This window comes from Yinghuangia seranimata (assembly GCF_029953285.1).
In the GTDB taxonomy this organism is placed as follows: Bacteria; Actinomycetota; Actinomycetes; order Streptomycetales; family Streptomycetaceae; genus Yinghuangia; species Yinghuangia seranimata.
In genome coordinates, this window is record NZ_JASAOI010000014.1 from 194,346 (window position 1) to 214,216 (window position 19,871).

Genomic DNA, 19,871 nt, shown 5'->3' on the forward strand with positions numbered 1-19,871 from the left:
GAACGGGCCTGGGGCCGCGACGGGAAACCGCCGCGGCCCCAGGCCCGTTCGCGTGCCGCCTACTGCTCGCGGATGCCCCACGGCGAGCCGTACGCGTTGAGCATGTCCAGGAACGGCCGCGCCGGCAGTGCCTCCGGGCCGAGCACCCCGGCGCCCGACCACGTGCCGTTCGCCAGCAGTTCGAGCGCGACGACCGGGTTGATCGCGGTCTGCCACACGACCGCCTGCGAGCCGTACTCCGCCATCGACCACTGGTTGTCGACCACGTGGTACAGGTACACCTCGCGGGGCGCGCCGTCCTTGACGCCCTTGACCCACGTGCCGGCGCACGTCTTGCCGTGCATGCGCTCGCCGAGCGTCGCCGGGTCGGGCAGGCACGCGGCCACCACGTCGCGCGGGGAGACCCGCACGCGGCCCGCGTCGGAGCCGACCTCGACCGGCGCGGTGCGGTCCAGGCCCAGCTTGTGCAGGGTCTTGAGCACCTCGATGAACTCGTCGCCCAGCCCGTACTTGAAGGTGACCCGCTCGGCGTCGACCCAGCGCGGCATGAGGAGGACCTCCTCGTGCTCGACGTTGACGCACTCGACCGGGCCGATGCCCTCGGGGAAGTCGAACACCTCCGGCTCGCTGAACGGCGGCGTGGTGAACCAGCCGCGGTCCTTCTCGTACACGACCGGCGGGTTGAGGCACTCCTCGATGGTCGTCCAGATGGAGAACGACGGCGCGAAGTCGTAGCCGTCCACGGTCAGGTTCGCGCCGTCGCGGACGCCGAGCTCCTCGATCTCGTCGAACAGCTCGTCCGCGGCGTAGCGCGCGAAGACGTCGGACAGCCCCGGCTCGACGCCGATGCCGACCAGCGCGAGGCGCCCGGCCTCCTCCCACTCGCCGGCCAGCGCGAACTGCTCGTCGCCGAGCTTCACGCCGGTCAGCTCGTGCGGCTTCTCGGGGTGCGGGTACGACAGCGACATCGCCATGTCGAGGTAGTGCGCGCCCGACGCCAGCGCGGCCCGGAACAGCGGCATGACGAAGCGCGGGTCGGTCGCGTTCAGCAGGACGTCGCAGCCGTACGCGGCGAGCAGCGCCCGCACCGCGGCCTCGTCGGAGGCGTCCACCTGGGCGGCGCTGAACCGGGTGTCGCCGGGCGCCGCGGCGGCCTTGGCGGCCCGGTCCGCGTCGTAGTCCGCCACCACCATGTGGGTGAAGAAGTCCCGGCGCGCCGCGATCTTGACCACGGCCGAACCGACGCCGCCCGCTCCCACCAGCAGGATCCGCATGAGAAAGCACTCCCGATCATGGATGAACGCGATGTTCATCACCACTGAACAACTTGTTCAGTGACGCTATCAGGTCGCCGCGCCACCTCCGGCCCGCGGCCGGCCGGGTGGTTGCCCGGCGGATCCGGTGATCGCTACTTTCCCGTTTGTGCACATCGGAGAACGGGTCCGCGACTACCGCCGCATGCGCAGACTGACTCTCCGTCAGCTCGGCGCGGCCGCGGGCGTCAGCGCGAGCTTCCTCAGCCAACTGGAGAACGGCCGCACCGACGCCAGCGTCGGCACGCTGCGCCGGCTCGCCACCGCCCTCGGCGTCGCGGTCGCCGACCTCATCGAGACCGGCGCGCCGGCCGCCCACCGCGTGCTGCGCCGCGCCGACCGGCCCGAGGCGGGCCTCGGCCTCGGCGCCCGCAAGTTCATGCTCACCCGGCCGCCGCTGCGACACCTCGAGGTCTACTCGGCGGAGTTCGAGCCCGGCGGTTCAACGGGCGAGGACGCGTACACCCACGGCGACGCGCAGGAGCTGGTGCTCGTGCTGCGCGGCAGCGCGCGCGTCCAGATCGGCGGTGAGGAGCATCACCTGGAGGAGGGCGACAGCGTCGAGTACTCCACCTCGGTGCCGCACCGCCTCGTGAACCCCGGACCGGGTCCGGCCGAGGTGCTGTGGATCATCAGCCCGCCCACGCCCGACGCGGTTCCGGACCCCCTCCCGGCCCCCGGATCCGACGTCCGGGAGACCTCAGCCCGCAGGTCCTGACAGCCTGTCTGTTGACGGTCGGGCCTCGGACAAAACCGGCAACCTCCGGTTTCGCCGCAGGTCAGGACCCGGGTTATGGTCTCGCCTCGTGTACCAAGGAACTGTGCGGGACCGTGTGGCGGGCCCGAAAGATAAGGGGCTCGGCGGAGGATCGCTCGGCCTGCTCGGCAGCACCGTCATCGGCCTCTCCTCGGTGGCCCCGGTCTACGCCCTGACCTCCACCCTCGGCCCCACCGCGGGCGAGGTCGGCGTGCACCTGCCCGCCATCTTCCTCGCCGGCTTCCTGCCGATGCTGCTCGTCGCGTTCGCCTACCGCGAGCTCAACCGGCGCATCCCCGACTGCGGCACGTCCTTCACGTGGACGGTCAAGGCGTTCGGCCCCTGGGTCGGCTGGATGTGCGGCTGGGGCATGATGCTCTCCACCGTCATCGTGCTCGCCAGCCAGGCCGGCGTCGCCACCTCGTTCCTCTACCTGACCGCGGGGGAGGCCACCGGCAGCGACTGGATCTCCTCGCTCGACGACAACAAGCCGCTGCACGTGCTGACCTGCCTGGTCGTGATCGCCGTCGCGACCGCGCTCAGCTGCCGCAAGATGAGCGACGGCAAGGCCCTCCAGTACGGCCTGGTCTTCTTCCAGATGGCCGTGCTCGTGGTCTTCACGGTCATGCTGTTCGTGCGCATAGGCCAGGGCGGCACGCCCGGCTCGCTCGACTTCTCGTGGTCCTGGCTCAACCCGGCCAGCGGGTTCTCGTTCGCGGCGTTCACCGCCGGCCTGTCGCTGTCGATCTTCATGTACTGGGGCTGGGACACGTCGCTCTCCGCCAACGAGGAGACCGCCGGCAGCACCCACACGCCCGGCCGCGCCGCACTGCTCTCGATGGTCGTCCTGGTGCTGTCCTACGTGCTGTGCGGCGTCGCCGCCCTCATGTACGCCGGCACCGGCTCCTCCGGCCTCGGCCTCAACAACGCCGAGACCCAGGACAACGTCTTCGCCACCCTCGCCAACCCCGTGATGGGCTCGGGCCTCGGCCTGCTGCTGTTCCTCGCGGTGCTCGCGAGCTCGGCCGGCAGCCTGCAGACCACGTTCATCCCCGGCGCCCGCACGCTGCTGGCGATGAGCGCGTACGAGGCGCTGCCCGCGCGCTTCGCGTCCGTCCACCCGCGGCTGAAGACGCCCGTCTTCGCGACGGTGATCCAGGGCGTCGCCACCGGGATCTTCTACGCGGTCCTGACCTTCGCCAGCGAGAACTTCCTCGTCGACGCCATCTACGCGCTCGGCCTGATGATCTGCTTCTACTACGCGCTCACCGCGTTCGCGTGCGCCTGGTACTTCCGCCGCGAGGCCACCGCCTCGGTGCGCGACTTCACGGTCAAGTCCGCGATCCCGGTCGTCGGCGGCATCATGCTCAGCGCCGTCTTCCTCAAGACGCTGTACGACATCTGGGACCCGGAGTACGGCAGCGGCTCGCAGATCCTCGGCATGGGCAGCGTGTTCGTCATCGGCGTCGGCCTGCTGCTGCTCGGCGTGTTCGTCATGCTCGCGCTGAACGTCTACTACCCCGCCTTCTTCCGCGGCGAGACGCTGAACGCCGAGACCGAGGTCATCACCGAGGAAGCGCTGCTCGACTGACGGCGACCGCCGGTCACGTGTGCGGCATGACATCTGTCATGCCGCACACGCGCGCGGCGGCACTGCCGACCGCGCCTTGTGCGGCGCGATCGTAGAGCCATGACAGCCACCACAGTCCCCGCGACCGACAGCGCGCGCACCACCCACCGCGCCGCCGTCGCGTTCCGGGGCGTCACCAAGGCGTACGGCACGGTCCGCGCCGTCGACGGCCTCGACGTCGAGCTGCTGCCCGGCCAGACCGTGGCACTGCTCGGCCCCAACGGCGCCGGCAAGTCCACGACCCTCGACCTGCTGCTCGGCCTGCGCCGCCCCGACCAGGGCGAGGTCGAACTGTTCGGCGTCAGCCCGCGCGAGGCCATCGAGCGCGGCCTGGTCGGCGCCATGCTGCAGAGCGGCGGGCTCATGGAGGAGGTCCGGGTCCGCGAGCTCGTCGGGCTCGCCTGCGACCTGCACCCGCGCCCGCACCCGGTCGACGAGGTGCTGTCCCGCGCCGGGCTCGCCGACATCGGCGACCGGCTCGTCAACAAGCTGTCCGGCGGCCAGGCGCAGCGCGTCCGCTTCGCGCTCGCCACCGCGGGCGCGTCCGACCTGATCGTGCTCGACGAGCCGACCACCGGCATGGACGTCAGCGCCCGGCAGGCCTTCTGGGCGACCATCCGCGAGCAGGCCGACCAGGGCCGCACCGTCCTCTTCGCGACGCACTACCTGGAAGAGGCCGACGAGGTCGCCGACCGCATCCTCGTCCTGCACCGCGGCCGCATCCTCGCCGACGGCACCGCCGCCGAGATCAAGGCCCGCGCGGGGGCCCGACGCGTCACCTTCGACCTCGACGCGGCGGACCTGGCCTCCGACGCCGGCAGCCGGCTGTCCGCACTGCCGGCGCTGACGGCGTTCGACGTGTCGGGCCGCACCGTCCGCATCCAGTCCTCCGACGCCGACGCGACCGTCCACGCGGTGTACGCGCTCGGCCTCTACCCCCGCAACCTCGAAGTGGCCGGGCTCGGCCTCGAACAGGCCTTCATCGCCATCACCGACGCCGCCACGGCCGAGGAGCGCGACGCCGCGACCGCTGAGGAGGCGGCCCGATGAACACCCTCATCCGCCTGGAGATCGCGCGCACCCTGCGCAACAAGAAGTTCATGTTCTTCTCGCTGCTCTACCCGGCCGGGCTGTTCCTGGCCATCGCCGGCAGCGCGGACCCGAACGACAAGGTGTCCGGCACCAACCTCACCCTGACGCTCTACTACACCGTCGCGATGGCGTCGTTCGGCGCGCTCACCTCGGTGCTCGTCGGCAACAGCGAGCGGATCGCCAAGGAACGCGAGCAGGGCTGGGTGCGGCAGCTCCGACTCACCACGCTTCCGGGACGCGGCTACGTCATCGCCAAGGTCGCCTCGGCGGCCGTGGTCAGCCTGCCGTCCATCCTCATCGTGTTCGGGCTCGCCGCGACCGCCAAGCACGTGCGGCTCGAAGCGTGGCAGTGGCTCGCGCTCACCGGGTCGATCTGGGCCGGGAGCATGGTCTTCGCGGCGCTCGGTGTGGCCATCGGGTACCTGGTCTCCGGCGATGCCGTCCGCCCGGTCACCATGATCATCTACTTCGGGCTGTCGATCCTGGGCGGACTGTGGTTCCCGACCACCGGGTACCCCGAGTGGCTCAACGACGTCGTCCGTTGGCTGCCGACGCACGCGTACGCTGCCATCGGCCGGGCGATCGAGGTCGGCGACGCGCCCGCGGCCTCCGACGTGGCGGTCATGGTCGGCTACCTCCTGCTCTTCACCGGCGGGGCGGCTTGGCTGTACCGCAAGGACACGCTGAAGGCCTGAGACGGGGGGCAGGCATCAACGACGACGAAGGCACGGGAACGGAACGGTGAACACGGTGGCCGACGAACGCTGGAACCGCTGGACACCGTTCGCCTCGCGCATGACCGCGAACGCGTTGCGCGAGACCGAGGCCGACCGGGTGTCCATCGGCCAGGCGCCCGAGAACCGGCAGCAGGCCGTCGTCAAGCTGCTGTGGATCGGCATCTGGCTCGCCTATCTCGGCGCGCCTGTGAGTGACCTCGTGCACGACAACCACACCTTGTTCGCGGACATCGTGGGCTGGACCGGGCTCGTGGTGTTCGTCGGCTGCTACTTGGTGCTGGTCTTCCGCAACACGTCCAAGGCGATGATCGCTCGGGAGATCCTCGGGCCGCTGGTCGTGCTCGTGGCGCTTGCGCTGGTGCTCTCGCTGACTCTCGGTGCCGCGTGGCTCGTGCTGTTCGTGTACGTCGCGGTCGGTTGCGGGGCGGTGTTGCCGGGACGGCTCGCGCGCTGGGCTGTGCTGGGGACCGTGCTGCTGCTCCTCGCGGTCGGCAGCATCACCGAGGCGGCACGGGACTTCCTGCCCGCGCTGCTGGTGCCTGCGCTTCTCGGCGGGTTCGCGATGATCGGCGTACGGCAGCTCGTCCGCACCACCGCCGAACTCCGGCAGGCCCGGGCGACCGTCGCCCAGCTCGCGGCGAACGAGGAACGTCTCCGGCTCGCCCGCGACCTGCACGACCTGCTCGGCCACTCGCTCTCGCTCATCACGCTCAAGTCCGAGCTCGCCGGGCGCATGCTGCCCGACCATCCCGACAAGGCCGCGCGCGAGGTCGCCGACATCGAACGGGTCAGCCGCCAGGCGCTGGTCGATGTCCGTGAGGCCGTTACCGGTTACCGACGGCCTACGCTTCCCGGCGAACTCGCCGGGGCCCGTACGGCGTTGACCGCTGCCGGTGTCGCTGCTCGGTTGCCTGCGGATGTCGACGCCGACCACGGGCTCGACGCCGAGGGGGAGGCCGCGCTGGCGTGGGCTCTGCGTGAGGCTGTCACCAACGTGGTTCGGCACAGTGGGGCCGACCGCTGCACTGTGGCGTTGACGCGGCGTGAGACGCTCGACGGGCCTGTTCTCGAGCTGGCGGTGGAGGATGACGGGCAGGGGGGCGGCGGTTCGACGTATGGGAACGGGCTCACCGGCCTCTCCGAGCGGCTTTCCGACGTCGGGGGGACGCTCGACGCCCGACCGGGGAAGCTGGGTGGGTTCGCCCTGGTCGCCCGCGTGCCCCTACCCTCGACGCCATGATCAGGGTGCTGCTCGCCGAGGACCAGGCCATGGTGCGGGAGGCGCTGGCGGCGCTCCTCGAGCTCGAACCCGACATCCGTGTCGTCGCCCAGGCCGCTCGGGGTGACGTTGTTGTGGACGCGGTCCGGGCCAACGACGTCGACGTCGCCCTGCTGGATATTGAGATGCCGGGGATGAGCGGGCTCGACGCGCTCGGTGTCCTGCGGGCGTCGTTCCCCGACCTCAAGATCGTCATCCTGACCACGTTCGGACGACCGGGCTACCTGCGTCGGGCCATGGAGTCGGGGGCGGACGCGTTCCTCGTGAAGGACGCGCCGGCGGCCCAACTCGCCGCGGCCATACGGCGCGTCCTCGCGGGGGAGAGGGTCATCGACCCCGCCCTGGCCGCGGCGGCGCTTGCCGACGGGGCGAGTCCGTTGACCGACCGCGAACGGGATGTCTTGCGGGCTGTCGGCTCGGGGTCGACCAACGACGAGATCGCGGCGGGGTTGCATTTGTCGTCGGGGACGGTGCGGAACTATCTGTCCACGGCGATGCAGAAGACCGGGGCGCGGAACCGGGCCGAGGCCGCGCGGCTCGCGGCGGACAAGGGCTGGCTTTAGCGGGGTCTGGTTCGCTTTCGGTGGCCTGACGCCCCTCCCGCTCTTTGATTTTCGCGCGGACGGCCCGCGCGTCAAGGCGCGGTGTCTCTGACGCGGGTCAGGTGACCTGTTTTGGGTTCGAGGGGGCGCCTTGACCCGCGAGCCGTCCGCGCTGAACACCTCGCAACTAGCGGGAGGGGCGCGGGGTGTGAAGGTGCTTTGTTTCGTTTCCCCGCCGGGCTGCGGTTTGCGTGGGGTGCGGTGCGGTTTTGTTGCGGGTTTTGTTGCGCTGCCGGGTTGGCGTTCCAGCGTGGGGCGCGCGGGCCCGACCCCCCATCACTTTGCCGTCACGTATGCGAATCACCAGAACTCCCTCATTCGGGGGTGTTCGCGTCACACTTGCGTCACCGGCTACATGTGGGTGCCGCCGTCGATGCGGATTTCGGTGCCGGTGACGAAGGCGCCGTCGTCGGAGGCGAGGGCGGCCACGATGCCGGCGATCGCCTCTGGGCCGGCGAAGCCGAATTCGGAGCCGGAGGGGTTCAGGGCGGGCATCAGTTTGGAGAACAGCCGCATGTCGGCGTCTTCCGGGATGCCCGGGCCTCGGTTCTGGCCGCTGGCTCCTGAGGCGTCGGTCATGCCGCTGCTGATCGAACCCGGGGCGACGGCGACCGCGCGCAGGCCCTGGGCGGCGTATTCGAGGGCGATCGCGTGGGTGAAGGACTGCACGCCGCCCTTGCTCGCGGCGTAGGCGGCCATGTACGGGTGGGCGAACGCGGCCGACGTGGAGCTGAAGTTCACCACCACGCCGCGGCCCGAGGCCAGGAGTGCGGGCAGGGCCTCGCGGGTCATCAGGAACGTGCCGGTCAGGTTGACCCGGATGACCTGGTTCCAGTCGCCCAGCGGCATGGCCGCCGTGTGCGCGGAGCGCAGGATGCCCGCCGCGTTGACCAGGACGTCGAGCCCGGCGAGGCGTTCCATCGCGGCGGGTACGGCCGTCGTCACCGAGGCCTCGTCGCCGATGTCGACGACCTGCGTGCTGAGCCGCTCGCCGTGGCCCGCCTCGTTGGCCTTCGCCGCGGTGTCCTCGAGGCCCGGGGCGGCGATGTCCATCGCGGCCACGGTGCAGCCCTCGGCGAGCAGCCGGAGGACGGTGGCCTGCCCGATGCCGGACCCGCCGCCGGTGACGAGCGCCTTGCGGTCGGTGAAGCGGTTCATGGTCGTTCCTTCGTGCCGGGGTCGGGCCGCTGCCGTGAGGCGAGCAGTGCGATGTCGTCCTCCGCGCCGGGCGCGAGCGCGTCCAGGACGGTGTCCAGGAGTTCCTCGAGGCCGGTGTCGCGGGGCAGGTCCAGTCCGGTCAGGCGGGCGAGGGAGGCGTCGATGTCCTCGCCGCGGCGTTCGACCAGGCCGTCGGTGTACATCAGCAGGACGGGGCCTGCGGGCGCAGGCACGGTGGTCGCGCTGTAGCCGCCGATGTTGGTGCCCAGCGGCGGGCCGGCGGGCACGTCGAGGAGGCGGACGCGGCCCGCCTCGACGAGGGCCGGCGGCAGGTGGCCGGCGTTGGCGAACACCCATTCGCCGGCGGCCGGGTCGAGGATCGCCAGGAGGCAGGTCGCCGCGCGCTCGAACCCCGCGGCGGACACCATGGGGTCGAGCCGCGTGAGTATGTCGTGGGGTGCGAGGTCGGTGTCGGCGAGGGCTCGCAGCATGGACCGGTAGTGGCTCATCGCGACGGCGGCCTCGACGCCGTGGCCCATGACGTCGCCCATGACCTGGAGGGTGCGGCCGCCCGACAGCGGGATCGCGTCGAACCAGTCGCCGCCCACGAGCACACTGGACCCCGCCGGGCGGTACCTCGACGCGATCTCCAGGTCGAGCTGGGGAACCTGCGGCTCGGTCAGCAGCGCCTGCTGGAGTTCCAGGGCGATCGCGTGCTGGTGCGTGTAGTGCACGGCGCTGTCGAGTGCTACCGCTGCCCGGCCGGTGAGCTCACGCGCGGCGACCGCGTCCTGGGCGTCGAAGCCGGGGGAGCCGCCGGCCCGCAGGATGGTCATCGTGCCGATCGCGTGCCCACGCGCGGACAGTGGCACGACCATGCCCGAGTGGGCGCCCGCCGCGCGGTAGAAGGCCAGGCGCGAGGCGTTCGGCGCCGCGCGTTCCAGGACCTCGTCGGTCGCGAAGTTCTCCACCACAACGGAGCCGGACGCCAGGCAGCGGTGGATCGCCGAGCCCTCCTGGAAGTCGATCATGTCGCCCGGCTGGTCGACCGCGTCCGCGACCGAGCGCAGCCGGGGCGTCGCGGCCAGCGCCGCGCGCATCAGCCGCAGGACGCCGTGCGGGGTGGTGTGGACCGGCGCCTCGTGGTCGGGCGGGAACACGTCCACGGCGGCCAGGTCGCCGAGCAGCGGCACCGCGAAGTCGGCCAGCTCGGCGCAGGTGGTCTCCATGTCCAGGGTGGTGCCGATGCGCTGGGCCGCGTCGTCGAACATCGCCAGCTGCCGGCTGGTCTGCTCCAGCTCGGCGTGCGCCCGGTGCGCTTCGCTCACCTCGACGACGACACCCGCGACGCCCAGCACGACGCCGTTGACCTCGATGCGGTGGTAGACGCCTGACCAGTAGCGGCGGCCGTACGGCGACTCGGCGCGGGTCTGGCCGCTGGTCAGGATCTCGCGAGGACGGCCGTCGGCGAGGAGCGCGCGCAGCTGGTCCATGCCCGCGTCGAGGCCGGGGAGCACGTCGGCGATCGTGCGGCCGATGTGCTCGGCGGCCGGCACGCCGTTCATGCGGGCGAGCGCCGGGTTCACGTAGGCGTAGCGCAGGTTCCGGTCCAGGACGCCGACGCCTGCGGGCGTGCCGTCGAGCAGCAGCGCGAGCATGCGCTGGTCGACCCACGGCAACGCACCCGATGACACCGGAGCCCCTTCCCGGGGGCCGGACCCCGCGCCGAGGCGCGCCGCGGTGCCGACCGCCCGAGATTCCATCGTCGGCCGGGCAGGGCGTACCCGCACGCCGTCGCGCCCGAACGGGTTGGCGGGGCGCGTGTCGGTCAGCCCGTCGTGGCCTTGCGGTAGGTGTCGAGCCAGGCCGGGAACGCCGTCAGGTCGGCCAGGACGGCGTCGGCGCCCGCGGCCGCGAGGTCGGCGGCCGAGATCGGCCCGGTGGCCACCGCCACCGACACGGCGTCGGCGGCCCGCGCGCCGCGCACGTCGCCGAGGTGGTCGCCGACGTACACCGACGCCCCGTGTTCGCGCAGCGCGGCGGCCTTGCCGTCGCTCCACAGGCCGCCGACCACCTCGTCGACCTCCAGGGCGAGGTGGTCGATGTGGAGCCGGGCCTGGGGCTGGTTCTTCGCGGTCACCACGATCGACCGGCCGCCGTGGCGGCGCACGGCGGCGAGCGCCTCGTGCGCCCCCGGCAGGGCGACCGTGCTGGTGATGGCCAGTTCGCCGTAGAACTCGCGGTAGCGCTTCGCGACCGCCGGGATGTCCTCGCGCGGGAACCACTCCGCCAGTTCCTGCTCGAGCGGCGGGCCCAGCCGCGAGACGACGAGGTCGGCGTCGACGAACACGCCCGTCTCCGCGGACAGCGCGCGGAACGCCCTGGCGATGCCGACGCGGCCGTCGATCAGCGTCATGTCGAGGTCGAAGCCCACCACGAAGCCGGCGTCGGCGTCGTTCGGGCCCGGCACGGTACCGCTGTTCACGAGGCTCACCCTCGGCACACTAGTCGTTCGAAGATTCTTTCGAATGTGGTGGTCGGACCGATGAGTCCGCGCGGTCCCGGGAGTCTGCACTTGTGCAGGCCGCCGTCCCGGGTAGGGGCGGCGCACGTCGGACCCCCGGAGGGACCATGCTGAACACCGCCCCCGTCGCAGGCGCACCGATCTGGCTCGACCTGGGCTCGCGCGACATCCCGGCCGCCACCGCGTTCTACCGCGCCGTCCTGGGGTGGGAGTACGTCTCCGCCGGCCCCGAGGCCGGCGGCTACGGCATGTTCACGGTCGACGCCAAGAACGTCGCCGCCATCGGCCCGCTGACCGAGGAAGGCGCCAGGTCCGCCTGGACGATCTACTTCCAGACCCCGGACGCCGAGGCCACCACCAAGGCCGTCGAACAGGCCGAGGGCACCGTCCGCATGCCGGCCATGGACGTCATGGGCCTCGGGTACATGGCCCACTACACCGACCCGACCGGCGGCGACTTCGCCGTCTGGCAGCCCGGCCTCAACGGCGGCGTCGACCTGGTCAACGCGCCCGGCGCGCTCACCTGGACCGAGCTGTTCACCGGCGACGTCGGCGGCGCCGGCGACTTTTACCGCGAGGTCCTCGGCTGGACCTACTCCGACGCGCCCATCCCCGGCCTGACCTACCTCGTGGTCGCCACCGGCACCGGCGACGGCGACCGCCGCCAGGGCGGCGTCACCACCGGCTCCGGCGCGGCCGTCCCGGTGGGCTGGCACCCGTACTTCGAGGTCGCCGACTGCGACGCGGCCGTCGCCGCGGTCACCGCCCACGGCGGCAGCGTCGTCACGCCGGTCGACGACAACCCCGCGATCGGCCGCTTCGCGCTGGTCGCCGACCCCGAGGGCGCCCGCTTCGCGGTCATCACCAGCGCCCCCGTCCCGGCCTGAACCGCACCCGCACACGACGAACGGCCCCGCCCGCCCGGTGTGTTCCGGGCGGGCGGGGCCGCGTTGGAGCGTCGGGACTCAGTGCTGGCCCGGCTGGTCCTCCCACGGCGCCCGCACCGGGTCCTGGTACGCCTGCGCGCCGCCGCCGTACATGCCGTGGTTCGGCAGCGCCTGCCCCGGCGTCGGGTACGCGGTCTGCTGCCCCGGCTGCTGCGGGTACCCGCCCTGCTGGCCCGGCACCTGGCCCGGGGCCTGCCCCGGGTTCTGCGCCTGCTGCTGCGCCGCGTAGCGCACGTCGTTGTACGACGGGGCGCCCAGCGGACCGCGCGACTCCGCGGCCTGCCGCCACTGCTGCTCGTTCCAGCCGTCGCTGGTGATCTGGCCCGCCGTCACCTGCACCGCCTGGGTGAACACCCCGCGCAGCGCGGGGTCCTGGATCCGGTCCAGGCCGAACAGCGCGACCTCGCCGAGCCCCGGACCACCCGGGACCGCCTGCGAGATGTGCTGCAACTGCTGAGGGTCGCGCACCTGGTTCCACAGGTAGAACATCGACTGGTCGTTCAGTGGCGACTGCAGCTTGTCGTACCGGGTGAAGAGGAAGAACAGCATCGTCGCGCACCCGAGGGTGCCGAGCAGCACGAGCGCGAGGTTGCCGATCCACAGCCCCGTGTGGTGGGTCGGCGAGCCGGCCAGCGGCTTGATGAACAGGCCCGCGATCGCGACCAGCGGCGCGATCCACAGCGCCAGGCGCACGGTGCCCAGGTTCGCGGTGTGCTTGGCCGGATTCAGCAGACCCTGCTGGAACAGCCGGTCGCGCAGCGCCCGGATCGACCCGTGCCCCGCGACCACCACACGCGCGCCCGCGACCGTCGCGTTGCCGCCCGCCCCGCGCACCGCCGCGTCCACGGCCGCGCCGTACATGTCGCCGCCGCCCGCGCCCTGGCCGGGAGCGATCCGCCCGTCCGGCGCGATCTGGACCTCACCGCGCGCCCGCGCGGCCAGCAGCGCGACGTCGGCCGCGCGGCCGGGACCACCCGCGAGGAACGCGAGGTGGTACAGGTCCAGCGAGCCCGTCTCGGGCGCGACCACCCGGCGGGCCTTGCCGGCCTTCATCACGCCACGCGCGTACACGCCAACCGCGGCGAAGAGCACCACGCTGACAATGAGCCACACCATGGCTGTCACCCCCTTCTCGAATGCGAACACGATCCCATGTCCGGAGCCCTGCCGCAGTGCCGGGAGGCGACTGATGAGGACTCCGCGACGATCATGCCCCCGACGTGTCGACGCGCGTTCACCCGGTGTTCCCCGGAGGCCCCGCAACCGTGCGGATGCGCGGCGCGGATAAGTCCGTTGCCGAGCCAAACGCGCCGCAGTAACTTGGCGCGGCGGCGTGCCGGACTCGGTGCGCGCACACGCGGGCGACGCGGCGACGGCTGGACGACAGCAGCCCGGGCGGCGGCCCCGGACCCGGGCGGTGGAGGGCTGCGGCCATGACGGCGGACATCGGAACGGCCGGCCCCGAAACCGGCGCCGACACCGACGCCGACCCCGAACGACCCCGCGGTCGCGACCTGTTCGCCGACCGCAGGTTCACCGCCCTGTTCCTCGCCCGCACCATCTCGGTCCTCGGCTCAGGGTTCGGGCCCGTCGCCCTCGCGTTCGGCGTCCTCGATCTGCCGGACGCGAACGCCACGACGCTCACCGTCGTACTCGCCGCGCAGGCCGTGCCCGAGGTGCTGCTCCTGCTGTTCGGCGGCGTCGTCGCCGACCGCTTCCCGCGCTCGCGCGTCATGACCGGCGCCGAACTGCTGTCCGCCGCCGCGTTCGGCGCGCTCGCCGCGATGTTCGTCACCGGGTACGCGCCGATCCCGCTGGTCGCCGCCTTCGCCGCGATCACCGGCATCGCCATCGCGATGTTCTTCCCCGCCCTGACCGGCGTCGTGCCCGAAGTCGTCCCCGAGGACCGGCTGCAGACCGCCAACGGCGTGCTGCGCATGGGCGTCAACGCCGCCAAGGTGCTCGGTCTCGCGTTCGCCGGCGGCACCGTCGCGCTGGTCGGGCCCGGCTGGGCGCTCGCAGTGAACGCCGGCTGCTTCGTAGCCTCGGCCGTACTGCTGGCGAGCCTGCGGCTGCCCGCCGTCACGGTCCGCGGCGAGAGCTCGATGCTCGACGAACTGCGCGAGGGCTGGGTCGAGTTCAGGTCGCGGCAGTGGCTGTGGGCGATCGTCCTGCAGTTCGCGTTCGTCATCGGCGCGCTGCAGGCGGTCCTCGGCGTCCTCGGCCCGGTCATCGCCAAGGCCGACCTGGGCGGCGCGACGGGCTGGTCGGTCGTGCTCGGCGGCGAGGCGGTCGGCATGTTCGCGGGCGTGTTCATCGCGATCCGGATCCGGCCGCGCCGCCCGCTGCTGGTCGCCACGCTGATGGTGTTCGTGCCCGCGGTGCCCCTCGTGCTGCTGGGCGTCCACGCGCCGCTGGTCGCGATCGCCCTCGGGTCGGTGCTGCTCGGCGCCGCGTTCGACGTGTTCGGCGTGCTGTGGGAGACCACCATGCAGCGCGAGATCCCGCGTGAGGCGCTGTCCCGGGTCAGCGCCTACGACGCGCTCGGCTCCTTCATGTTCGGCCCGCTCGGCCTCGTGCTCGCGGCGCCGCTCGCGGAGGCGATAGGGCCGCACCGCGCCGTGCTGGCGTGCGCCGCGGTCGTCGTCGTCGCGACCGCGGGCGCCCTGCTGTCCCCGGACGTGCGGCGGCTCAGCGCGCCGGGCGCCGCGGCGGCGCGTCCGGCTCCGGAGCCGGAGGCTGCAGCCGCGCGGTGACCGCGATGCGGTTGAGCGCGTTCGTCACCGCGACGGTCAGGATCAGGTTCCCCAGCTGCTGCGGCCCGAAGTGCCGCTCGGCGTCGTCGTACACGTCGTCCGGCACACCGTCGGGACCGAGCCGGGTGACCGCCTCGGTGAGCGCCAGCGCGGCCCGCTGCGACGCGGTGAACAGCGGCGACTCGCGCCAGCCGGCCAGCTGGTGCAGCCGCTGCTCGGGCTCGCCCAGCCGGCGCGCCTCGCGGGAGTGCCGCTCCAGGTGCAGCGCGCAGCCGTTCATCTGGGACGTGCGCAGCTTGACCAGTTCGCGCAGCCGGTCGTCGACCAGGCCGTCGCGGCGGATCAGGCTGTCCAGCCGGGCCAGCGCCTGGTAGCCGCCGGCCGCCGCGGCGGGCAGGTCGATGCGCTGCCGGTACGGCGGTGTCTCCATGCCCTCGGCCCCGCGCGTCACGCGGCGTACGGGCGGAGCTCGCGGCCGCGCCGCAGCGTGACCGCCCACCAGGCCACGCGGTCGAGCATCGTCTCCGCGGCCGCGTCGAACGGCGCGGGCCGGTGGGTCAGCGTGTCCGTGCCCAGCAGGTTCCACATGGTCGGCAGGACGACCTTGTCCGGCACGGGCATCGCGTGGCAGTCGGCGAACACCGGGCGCAGCAGCTCGATCGCGCGGTTCCCGCCGACCGCGCTGCCGTACGACACGAACCCGACCGGCTTGGCCTGCCACGGCGAACTGTGCCAGTCCACCAGGCGCTTGAGCGAGTTGTGGCACGCGTGCTGGTACTCGGGGGTGACCACGACGTACGCGTCCGCCGCGTCGAGGCGGCGGCGCACGGTGTACGCGGTCGGGGACTCGGGCGGGGCGGGCTTGCGGCCGACCGCGACCGGCAGGTCCACCTCGGCCAGGTCGATCACGTCGATGTCCAGCTCGGCGCGCCGCTCCACCTGACGGATGAACCAGTCCGCGACGACCGTGCCGACCCGGTTGTCCCGCACGCTGCCGATGATGACGGCGAGGCGGAACGTCTCGACACCGAAGTCGGGACGGCGCGGCTGCTCCTGGGTCGTGCTCTCGGTCATGCTTCCTCTCCCAGGTTCGTATCGTTGCAGGTCAACGATCTGGCACCCGGGGGATCGGAACAACGCCAAAGCTTGTAACGACCGGTAAGCCTCGCTTAGTGATCGCGTGCGCGGGCCGCACACGGCCGCACAGGACCGCCGGGGGCGGGCGGCCGCGGCGCCGCGCTCACACGGTGGCCGCCCGCACGCACAGCACGTCGGGCAGGTGCTCGGCGATCCGCGTCCAGTGCGCGCCGCCCTCGCGGCCGACGTACACCTCGCCGGACCGCGTGCCGAAGTACACGCTGGGCTCGGCCGCGTCGTCAAGGCACAGCGCGTCGCGCATCACCGCGGTCCAGAAACCACCGCCCGGCAGGCCGTCCCCGAGCGGCGCCCACGTGCCGCCCGCGTCGTCGCTGCGGTACACGCGGCACCGCCCCTCGGGCGGGAAGCGCATCGCGTCCGCGGTCAGCGGGAACGCGTAGACGGTCTCGGGCCGGTGCGGGTGCACGGCGATCGGGAACCCGAAGTCGCTCGGCAAGCCGTCGGCGATCGACACCCAGGTCGCGCCGCCGTCGTCGCTGCGGTAGACGCCGTGGTGGTTCTGCAGGAAGAGCCGCTCCGGGTACGCCGGATGCCGCGCGATCTTGTGCACGCACTGCCCGAACTCCGGGTACTCGTTGTCCGGCAGGAAGTACGCGCGGATGCCGGTGTTGGACGCGTGCCACGTCTTGCCGTCGTCGGTGGTCCGGTACACGCCGCCGGTCGACATCGCCACCGTCACGTCGCCCGGCTCGGTCGGGTGCGGCAGCACCGTGTGGATCGCCATGCCGCCGAACCCCGGCTCCCAGTGCGGCCGGTGCGGGTGGTCCCACAGGCCGCGCACCAGCTCGAACGACCGGCCGCCGTCTCCGGAGCGGAACAGCGCGGACGGCTCCACCCCCGCGTACACCGTCTCCGGCTCGGCGGGCGGGCCCGGCTGCAGCTGCCACACCCGCTCCACCGACGCGCCCGTGTCCTTCGGGAACGCCACCGTCGCGACGACGGGTTCGCCCCAGCTCGCGCCCAGGTCGTCGCTCGCCGCCACAGCCGGGCCGAAGTGCTCGCTGACCACGCCCGCCAGCAGCCGCACCTGGCCGCCCCCGACCGCCGGCCGGGTGTCGATCAGCACCGAGTACACGCCGGTCATCGGGTGGTGCGGGCCGGTGAACTCCCAGCCCGCGCCGCCGTCGTGCGAGCGGCCCAGCCAGAGCCCCTTGCGGGTTCCGACGGCCAGCAGAAGGGATTCGGACATGGCGGCCTCCGAGGACGTCCGGGCAACCCCCGTACCTGTCGCACGCTACGCCGCGCCGCCCGGACCCGCCTACGCGAACCGGCCGGATTCTCTCGAACGAGTGAACGACCCGCACGCTGTTCGACCGGGCGACCGGGCGGCCGGGCGAACCGTCAGGCCGCGACCACGACCGCCGTGCGGTCCAGCACCGGCTGCACCCGCACCGGCCGGGCCTCGTGCCCGCGCGCCGCGAACACGAACACCCGCAGCACCGCGAACCGGCCGATGCCGGCCAGCGCCGACGCGCTCAGGTACACGGCCTGCTCGGTCAGCACGCCCGGCGCCGCGATGACGCCGTGCAGCGCCAGCATCGCCGCGGTGGTGAACACGTAGCTCGCGGCCGCCGTGCCGGTCGACTTGGCGTGCATCCGCCACCCGCGCTCGCCGCTGCGGAACGTCATGCGGCTGTGCAGTTCGTTGGCGACGTAGGTCGACACGACCGTCACGGCCAGGTTCGCGACCGCCAGGGACAGGTACGCCGACAGCGCGACCAGGAGGCCGCTCGCCGCGAGCCCGGTGCCGCCGCCGAACGCCACGAAGCGGAGGAACGAGGCGACGGGACCGTTGCCGGTGACGGTGCTCTTGATCGCGCTGCGTTCCATGCTTCGACTCCTCATCCCCTGGCGGAACCCCGTTGTCCGCCCGCCCCTCGCGACGCCCGGTTTCCCGTCGTCGTGTTCGTCACGACTCTAGAGGCGATATAGGAAAGGTACTTTCCGCAATGCCCCGCGCGCTTCTCCTTTTCCGACTCCCGCGCCGTGCCGAACTCATCGGCGTGGACAACAAAAAACCCCGACCGGGGCATCCCGGTCGGGGGTGTGGGGTGCGGCACATGTGCCGCGGCCGTGTCAGGGGCTGGGCGGGTCGCGGTAGTAGCGCTGTTCGTACACCTGCGCGGCCGCCTGCCGGCGCCGCCTCATCGCGGTCATCACGAACCCGGCGGCGAGGCCGACCGCGCCCCCGATCATGAGGATCGTGCCCAGCACGTCCAGGTCCACCCACGTGGGCTGCCACTCGAGGGCATACCTGAGGATCGCGCCGATGATGATGAGGGCCAGTCCGCCGGCGATGGTCATGAAGACTCCTATCGGTACTCTTCGTACCAATAACCGGAAATCCGGAGAACAATCCGGAAAGCGACCGACCGATTGTTCGACGCGCTCAGCCGGACGTCCGGGCCGACCGGCGCCCCCTGCGGTCCAGCCACGTGGCGAGGCCCGAGAGCAGCATGCACATGCCGATGTAGACGGGCGCGATGACCATGACGACGGGGATGAACGGCAGGCCGTAGTCCAGGTTCGTGGCGACCTGCTTGCCCGCGTACAGGAACTCCTCGTACGAGATCAGGTAGCCCAGCGAGGTGTCCTTCAGCGCCACCACCAGCTGGCTGACGATCGCCGGGAGCATCGTGCGCACCCCCTGCGGGATCAGCACATACGTCATGACCTGCGTCTTCCGCATGCCCAGCGCGTACGCGGCCTCGCGCTGCCCGCGCGGCACCGCGTGCACGCCCGCGCGGAACACCTCGGCGAGCACCGACCCGTTGTACAGCGTCAGCCCGGTGATCAGCGCGACGCGCGGCTCGGTCTTCAGCGCGACGAAGACGAAGAAGATCATCACGAGCACCGGCATCGCGCGGAAGAACTCCACGACCGCCGTGGCCGCCCAGCGCACCACCCGGTGGTCGGACAGCCGGCCCGCGGCCAGCACCGTGCCGAGCGCCAGCGACAGCACCGCCGCCCACACGAACGCCCGCAGCGTGTTGCCCAGGCCGCGCAGCAGCAGGTCCTGGATGCCCTGGTACGTGAAGGGGTTCCACTTGTCGGCGGCGAACTGGCCGGTGTCGACCAGCTTGTAGCCGATCCACGCCAAGATCCCCGCGAAGACGACGAGGGCGAGGATCCCGTAGAGGCGATGCCGGGCGAGCGCCCTGGGGCCGGGCGGGTCGTACAGCGCGGAGGCCTGTTCGACCTTCGCCTTCCCTTTGCGCTCGGGCTCGAGCGTGACGGTCGCGGTCGCGGGGCCGGTCACCGGGCCGGTCATCGCGCCACCTCCCAGTGCTTCTCCATGAGGCCGAACACCAGGCTGATCGACAGCGTGATGATCAGGTAGCCGACGGCGATCCAGACGAAGGTCCACACGATGTTGAAGCCGAGTTCACTCAGCGTGCGGTAGGTGCCCAGCAGTTCGACGACGCTGAAGGCGCCCGCGATCGCCGAGTTCTTCGCCAGCGCGATCATCGTGCTGCCGAGCGGCGGGATCACCGAGCGGAACGCCTGCGGCAGCACGATCAGGCCCAGCGTCTGACCGAACGTCATCCCCAGGCTGCGCGCCGCCTCGCCCTGCCCGGTCGGCACCGTGTTGATGCCGGCGCGCACCGCCTCGCACACGAACGCCGAGGTGTAGCAGCCCAGCGCGAGCACCGCGAACGTGAAGAACGGCAGCACGACGCCGAACCGGGGCAGCCCCAGCACGACGGCGAAGAACAGCAGCGTGAGCGGCGTGTTGCGCAGGATGTTGACCCACACCCCGCCGAACACCCGCATCGGTTTGACCGGCGACACGCGGCACGCCGCCACGAACACCCCCAGCAGCAGCGCCAGGACCGCCGACACCGCGGTCAGCTTGACGGTGCCGAGGAAGCCCTCCCAGTAGGTGTCCCAGTTTTCCGTCAGGACGTTCATCGTGCG

At 72.1% G+C, this 19,871-nt stretch carries 20 protein-coding genes; 8 read left to right on the forward strand and 12 right to left on the reverse strand.

The genetic code is table 11. The features are described 5' to 3' along the window. Positions 1 to 59 precede the first annotated feature (59 nt). On the reverse strand, positions 60 to 1,274 hold the full coding sequence (locus QI554_RS10565) for a saccharopine dehydrogenase family protein (RefSeq protein WP_281468726.1): 1,215 nt from the start codon (positions 1,272 to 1,274) through the stop codon (positions 60 to 62). A 148-nt stretch (positions 1,275 to 1,422) separates the two neighbouring features. Between QI554_RS10565 and QI554_RS10570 the strand changes: the two genes are divergently transcribed. The 6 genes from QI554_RS10570 (at position 1,423) to QI554_RS10595 (ending at position 7,371) form a co-directional block, all read left to right on the forward strand. Further along, a complete protein-coding gene (locus QI554_RS10570; protein ID WP_281468446.1) occupies positions 1,423 to 2,031 on the forward strand; it encodes a helix-turn-helix domain-containing protein in 609 nt (202 codons plus the stop codon). Between the two features lie 103 nt (positions 2,032 to 2,134). Beyond that, a complete protein-coding gene (locus tag QI554_RS10575) occupies positions 2,135 to 3,661 on the forward strand; it encodes an APC family permease (protein WP_281468448.1) in 1,527 nt (508 codons plus the stop codon). A gap of 99 nt (positions 3,662 to 3,760) precedes the next feature. Then, a complete protein-coding gene (locus QI554_RS10580; RefSeq protein WP_281468450.1) occupies positions 3,761 to 4,750 on the forward strand; it encodes an ABC transporter ATP-binding protein in 990 nt (329 codons plus the stop codon). Continuing rightward, complete coding sequence (locus tag QI554_RS10585) at positions 4,747 to 5,487, forward strand: ABC transporter permease (RefSeq protein ID WP_281468452.1); 741 nt, start codon at positions 4,747 to 4,749, stop codon at positions 5,485 to 5,487. Before QI554_RS10580 ends, QI554_RS10585 begins: the two co-directional genes overlap by 4 nt. A 100-nt stretch (positions 5,488 to 5,587) precedes the next feature. After that, positions 5,588 to 6,769 carry a sensor histidine kinase gene (locus QI554_RS10590; RefSeq protein WP_281468727.1) on the forward strand — a complete coding sequence of 394 codons (1,182 nt, stop codon included), beginning with the start codon at positions 5,588 to 5,590 and terminating at the stop codon, positions 6,767 to 6,769. Next, positions 6,766 to 7,371 (forward strand): response regulator transcription factor, encoded by a 606-nt coding sequence (locus QI554_RS10595; protein ID WP_281468454.1) that lies wholly within the window; start codon positions 6,766 to 6,768, stop codon positions 7,369 to 7,371. The genes QI554_RS10590 and QI554_RS10595 overlap by 4 nt, the downstream gene beginning before the upstream one ends. Before the next feature lie 390 nt (positions 7,372 to 7,761). Here the strand turns inward: QI554_RS10595 and QI554_RS10600 are convergent, their stop codons facing one another. The 3 genes from QI554_RS10600 to QI554_RS10610 all read right to left on the reverse strand — a co-directional run bounded on the left by QI554_RS10600 (position 7,762) and on the right by QI554_RS10610 (position 11,062). Continuing rightward, positions 7,762 to 8,568, reverse strand: coding sequence for an SDR family NAD(P)-dependent oxidoreductase (locus QI554_RS10600; RefSeq protein ID WP_281468456.1), 807 nt, complete (start codon positions 8,566 to 8,568; stop codon positions 7,762 to 7,764). Next, complete coding sequence (locus QI554_RS10605; protein WP_281468729.1) at positions 8,565 to 10,226, reverse strand: SpoIIE family protein phosphatase; 1,662 nt, start codon at positions 10,224 to 10,226, stop codon at positions 8,565 to 8,567. The genes QI554_RS10600 and QI554_RS10605 overlap by 4 nt, the downstream gene beginning before the upstream one ends. A gap of 170 nt (positions 10,227 to 10,396) precedes the next feature. Then, positions 10,397 to 11,062, reverse strand: coding sequence for an HAD family hydrolase (locus QI554_RS10610; RefSeq protein ID WP_281468458.1), 666 nt, complete (start codon positions 11,060 to 11,062; stop codon positions 10,397 to 10,399). A gap of 137 nt (positions 11,063 to 11,199) precedes the next feature. Between QI554_RS10610 and QI554_RS10615 the strand changes: the two genes are divergently transcribed. Then, entirely contained in the window at positions 11,200 to 11,979 is a 780-nt protein-coding gene (locus QI554_RS10615) for a VOC family protein (RefSeq protein ID WP_281468460.1), read from the forward strand. A gap of 78 nt (positions 11,980 to 12,057) precedes the next feature. Here the strand turns inward: QI554_RS10615 and QI554_RS10620 are convergent, their stop codons facing one another. Further along, on the reverse strand, positions 12,058 to 13,155 hold the full coding sequence (locus QI554_RS10620) for a TIGR04222 domain-containing membrane protein (RefSeq protein ID WP_281468462.1): 1,098 nt from the start codon (positions 13,153 to 13,155) through the stop codon (positions 12,058 to 12,060). Between the two features lie 317 nt (positions 13,156 to 13,472). On the opposite strand from QI554_RS10620, the gene QI554_RS10625 reads away from it, so the two are divergent. Beyond that, positions 13,473 to 14,795, forward strand: a complete 1,323-nt coding sequence (locus QI554_RS10625) for an MFS transporter (protein WP_281468464.1) — start codon at positions 13,473 to 13,475, stop codon at positions 14,793 to 14,795. Here the strand turns inward: QI554_RS10625 and QI554_RS10630 are convergent. The 7 genes from QI554_RS10630 to QI554_RS10660 form a co-directional block, all read right to left on the reverse strand. Then, complete coding sequence (locus QI554_RS10630) at positions 14,731 to 15,246, reverse strand: carboxymuconolactone decarboxylase family protein (protein WP_281468466.1); 516 nt, start codon at positions 15,244 to 15,246, stop codon at positions 14,731 to 14,733. The genes QI554_RS10625 and QI554_RS10630 overlap by 65 nt on opposite strands. Further along, positions 15,243 to 15,869, reverse strand: a complete 627-nt coding sequence (locus QI554_RS10635) for an NADPH-dependent FMN reductase (protein WP_281468468.1) — start codon at positions 15,867 to 15,869, stop codon at positions 15,243 to 15,245. The genes QI554_RS10630 and QI554_RS10635 overlap by 4 nt, the downstream gene beginning before the upstream one ends. 166 nt (positions 15,870 to 16,035) lie before the next feature. Next, entirely contained in the window at positions 16,036 to 17,142 is a 1,107-nt protein-coding gene (locus QI554_RS10640) for a WD40/YVTN/BNR-like repeat-containing protein (protein ID WP_281468471.1), read from the reverse strand. A 152-nt stretch (positions 17,143 to 17,294) separates the two neighbouring features. Then, positions 17,295 to 17,783, reverse strand: coding sequence for a GtrA domain-containing protein (locus QI554_RS10645; RefSeq protein ID WP_281468473.1), 489 nt, complete (start codon positions 17,781 to 17,783; stop codon positions 17,295 to 17,297). 246 nt (positions 17,784 to 18,029) lie between these two features. Then, positions 18,030 to 18,257, reverse strand: coding sequence for a hypothetical protein (locus tag QI554_RS10650; RefSeq protein WP_281468475.1), 228 nt, complete (start codon positions 18,255 to 18,257; stop codon positions 18,030 to 18,032). Between the two features lie 85 nt (positions 18,258 to 18,342). Beyond that, complete coding sequence (locus tag QI554_RS10655; RefSeq protein WP_281468478.1) at positions 18,343 to 19,224, reverse strand: amino acid ABC transporter permease; 882 nt, start codon at positions 19,222 to 19,224, stop codon at positions 18,343 to 18,345. After that, entirely contained in the window at positions 19,221 to 19,865 is a 645-nt protein-coding gene (locus QI554_RS10660) for an amino acid ABC transporter permease (protein WP_281468480.1), read from the reverse strand. The genes QI554_RS10655 and QI554_RS10660 overlap by 4 nt, the downstream gene beginning before the upstream one ends. Between the last annotated feature and the right edge of the window lie 6 nt (positions 19,866 to 19,871).